Genomic DNA, 2,532 nt, shown 5'->3' with positions numbered 1-2,532 from the left:
GCAGAGATTACTTGTGATAACGCGCATTATACGCAGTTACCTTTTGAGGTACCTCAAAATTGGAGTTGGACAACACTTGGAAAAATTGGCAAATGGCAGTCGGGGAGCACACCAAATAGGCTGAATAAGGATTATTATAATGGGAATATTCCTTGGCTAAAAACGGGAGATTTAAATGATGGATATATTACCCATATTCCCGAATATATAACAGAAAAAGCCTTGAATGAGACTTCTGTGAAACTAAATCCTACTGGTAGTGTGTTAATTGCTATGTATGGAGCAACAATAGGAAAGATAGGAATATTAACTTTTCCTGCTACAACGAATCAAGCCTGTTGTGCTTGTGAAGTCTTTAATGGGATAGATAGAGAGTTTATATTTCTTTTTTTATTATCCCATAGGGAAGAGTTTATAAAAATGGGAGGTGGTGGAGCACAGCCAAATATATCCAAAGAAAAAATAATAAATACCTATATTCCTTTGCCGCCATTTACGGAACAACAAAGAATTATAAATGCGGTTAATAAGATATTTGCTCAATTAGATACAATAATGAAGAGTTTATAGACTCTCCATTATTGTATCAAGATGTTTAAACACAATATTTATAGCTTCTACAATCCTCTTCTGTTGATTATAAGGAGGTATAGGTACTTCTATTGCCTTGAATAGTTTTTTGTTAAGATGCGGAATTGCAGAACCAACCTTATTCTCTCGCAGGGTCTTGCGATGTAAGTTTATCACTAGTAAGACATAATCAGCATTCATTTCATCTGTTATAGATAACTGCTTAAATGTGCTACCTTGATAGCCGTCTATTGGAGTTCTGAATACTTCCCCCGAATTCTCACCATCAACCAATATCAAAAGAGAATTTGCCGGAATGTATTTGCCTGCCATTAACTTCTTAGCATCACGCTCACCGCGCAAATATTTGACATCAAGATTAATTCTTTCAATGCCACTTTGCTTTTCTCCATCAATTAAATTGCATAAGGTTTGCATAGATACAATTTGCCATCCTTCAGGTAACTGCGTATACTGCGCGATACGTCCTTTTATATTATTATCATATTCATTCTAAATTAATGCAATATGGTAACAAAATTCAAAAATCATTTAGCAAGAACTAATCTTGCCAGAAACACCATTAATTCGTATGTGTGGACAGTAGAGTATTTTCTTAATCATTATGGGGAAGTGAACAAGAAGAACCTTTTAGCATATAAAGGGTATTTAGTTGAGAACTTTAAGCCGCAAACTGTAAATCTTCGTTTGCAGGGAATCAACAAGTATCTGGAGTTTACAAAGCAAGAAAAGTTAAAAGTGAAGTTCGTAAAGGTACAGCAGAAGAATTTTTTAGAAAACGTAATCAGCGATGCAGATTATAAATTTTTCAAATCCAGACTTAAGGCTGATGGTTATGATGAATGGTATTTCATAGTTTGGTTTATGGCTGCTACCGGAGCACGAGTCAGTGAATTACTCCATATCAAAGCAGAACATATCGGTGTAGGTTATCTTGACTTGTATAGTAAAGGTGGAAAGATTCGTCGGTTATACATTCCTAAGAATCTACGAATAGAAGCAGATAAATGGTTAAAGAGCCAAGGCTTAACATCCGGCTATATCTTTCTAAATCGTTTCGGACAACGTATCACCACTCGTGGAATAGCGTCGCAACTCAAACATTTTGCCGAAAAATACGGAATGAACAAAGAAGTGGTTTATCCTCATTCATTCCGTCATCGTTTTGCTAAAAATTTTCTTGACCGTTTCAACGATCTTGCTCTACTTGCCGACCTCATGGGGCATGAAAGCATTGAAACGACTCGCATTTATCTTCGCCGTACAGCAAGTGAACAGCAGAAAATTGTAGATAAAGTTGTGAACTGGTAATCTGTCAATAGCCTTTAGAAGTGCAATTATTTACACTTCTAAGGCTTGTTGTATATTGTCAAGTGAAGAGAATAGCTTTTCTATCTTGGTAACTATGCGGTATTGTTCAGCAAGAGGAGGTAAAAATATATGCATATTTTCTAAAACCCCAATATATAATTCCTTTTGGTTTGTGCTTCCTGCAAGATTCTCTTCAATATGCTGTTGTATAGAGTCAGAAGATATATAAGCATAAACATATTGAGGACAAATACTTTTCACCACTCTTACGACAGAAACATGTGAATCAGGAACTACAAATGGATAGTTACCCAAGCAATTTGCATTAAATAATCTTGTTCTTCCAACAGTGCCAGTACCCGTTGAATTTACAAGAATATCCCCAGTTTGTAATTTGTAAACTTCATTCCACTTGTTAATCGTAGAAGGGTCTAAAAATCTTGCTTGCTCTAATGATATGCCACCATCTTTTAGATTACATTTTTGAGCAAATACAGGGTATGTTTTATCGTATTCCGAGTATTTGGGTGATTTTCCTCTTGACAAGAAAGAACATATATCGACCAATTTGCAGACACACCAATTTTCCGGAATCTTCTCATACTGCGCGTTATCACAAGTAATCTCTGC

4 protein-coding genes are annotated in these 2,532 nt (G+C 35.7%); 2 read left to right on the top strand and 2 right to left on the bottom strand.

Translation table 11 applies throughout. From position 1 onward, the window contains the following. A partial coding sequence (locus tag ACZMIG_RS14635; RefSeq protein ID WP_487889758.1) for a restriction endonuclease subunit S occupies positions 1 to 570 on the top strand: 570 nt, incomplete at its 5' end. On the opposite strand, the gene ACZMIG_RS14630 is transcribed toward ACZMIG_RS14635, so the two are convergent. Beyond that, entirely contained in the window at positions 565 to 1,008 is a 444-nt protein-coding gene (locus ACZMIG_RS14630) for a restriction endonuclease subunit S (RefSeq protein WP_487889757.1), read from the bottom strand. The genes ACZMIG_RS14635 and ACZMIG_RS14630 overlap by 6 nt on opposite strands. Before the next feature lie 90 nt (positions 1,009 to 1,098). On the opposite strand from ACZMIG_RS14630, the gene ACZMIG_RS14625 reads away from it, so the two are divergent. Next, positions 1,099 to 1,902 carry a tyrosine-type recombinase/integrase gene (locus ACZMIG_RS14625; protein ID WP_487889756.1) on the top strand — a complete coding sequence of 268 codons (804 nt, stop codon included), beginning with the start codon at positions 1,099 to 1,101 and terminating at the stop codon, positions 1,900 to 1,902. Positions 1,903 to 1,932: 30 nt separating this feature from the next. Here the strand turns inward: ACZMIG_RS14625 and ACZMIG_RS14620 are convergent. Next, positions 1,933 to 2,532: restriction endonuclease subunit S (locus tag ACZMIG_RS14620; protein ID WP_487889755.1), on the bottom strand; the 600-nt coding region annotated here is incomplete at its 5' end.

The sequence above is a fragment of the Xylanibacter sp. genome, assembly GCF_057607445.1.
This window is presented reverse-complemented; position numbering and strand designations above follow the sequence as displayed.